The following is a 1,079-nucleotide window of genomic DNA, read 5'->3' as shown; positions in this document are numbered from 1 at the left end:
TGACCATTGGAGAGTAAGCTGGTCTCATGTCTCGCATCTGGGCAGTCGGGCAGCCCGTCCCGCTGAAAGCGAAGGCTAAGGGTGTCACCGAGCTTGAGATAGGTGCATCCGCTTTCGGGATCCCGCCAGATGGCTGGAGCGTCCTGGGCGAGGACAGGAGCGATGCTGAGAAGGCTGGCAACAAGGATCATGGTTCGCATTGTCCCAGCATGCACCCAAGCCCGAGCTCCGTCTAACATTCTCACGGATAGGGGTGGTTTCGATGCCCCTCTCCGTGATTGGGAGAAGTCTCCCCATCGCGCGCCGCGCTACTCAGCAGCAATAATGAAGCCGTCGTTTGCCGCTAGGCTCAGGTGCTGCTGCGCCCACATGGCCGCTTGGGTGCGATTGGCTGCTCTCACCTTGCGCAGAATGGCTTTGAGATGAACTTTGATCGTCGCCTCAGCCAGCCCAAGCTCCCGTGCAATGTGCTTGTTGGAGGCGCCTTGTGTCAGGTGCCGCAGGATTTGAGCTTCTCGGGGAGACAGAGTGTTGGCAACCGCCGTAGCCGCAGGGCCAACGATGATAGCCCCACCAGGATGAGCCTGCTGGAGGTGGGAGGCCTCGTGGAACAGGCTGAGCGTGAAAGCTGGCGCGATGAAAGTTTCACCTAGCATCACCAACTCAAGTGCCTTGATCAGGGGCTCACGGTTCATGGAGGTTGAGCAAAGCCCGTCCAAGCCCGCTTGGAAGGCCTGCATCATGGCTGCTGGTTTGATGGCCTCAGTCAGCAGAACCACCCGGGCTGAAGGCCATTGCGCCTTCAACTGCTCAACTGTCTCGGTCAATTCATCAGCAGCTTGGTCCCTGTGGATGAGGCAGAGGATCGGCAGCTCTGATGGGTGTTCGAGGGATTCGTCTGAGAGGACGAACAGCGTGCCGGAGAGAATGTGGCTGATGCCGCTGCGGATGAGGTTGTTCTGGCAGACGAGAACGGTCGTCACATACAAAGATGCATTCTGGGCAATCGAGAGGATTTGCTCATTGTAAACGACGTCATGGTTCATGCTTATTAGCCCCTATTGATGTTCTGCAATGTG

2 protein-coding genes are annotated in these 1,079 nt (G+C 57.6%); both read right to left on the bottom strand.

Features of this window, described 5'->3' with window-relative positions:
* Window positions 1-191: hypothetical protein (locus JKG68_RS33125; RefSeq protein ID WP_210346533.1), on the bottom strand; the 191-nt coding region annotated here is incomplete at its 3' end.
* 117 nt (window positions 192-308) lie between these two features.
* Entirely contained in the window at window positions 309-1,046 is a 738-nt protein-coding gene (locus tag JKG68_RS32495) for a LuxR C-terminal-related transcriptional regulator (protein ID WP_202066567.1), read from the bottom strand.
* Window positions 1,047-1,079: the final 33 nt, after the last annotated feature.

The organism is Microvirga aerilata, from assembly GCF_016743775.1.
GTDB lineage: Bacteria > Pseudomonadota > Alphaproteobacteria > Rhizobiales > Beijerinckiaceae > Microvirga > Microvirga aerilata.
Note: the sequence above shows the minus strand (reverse complement) of the source record. Positions and strands in the feature narration are given on the sequence as shown.

Bases quoted from the DNA above. Each gene is read 5' to 3' on its own strand.
- JKG68_RS32495 (WP_202066567.1), bottom strand. From the start codon at position 1,046: ATGAACCATGACGTCGTTTACAATGAGCAAATCCTCTCGATTGCCCAG.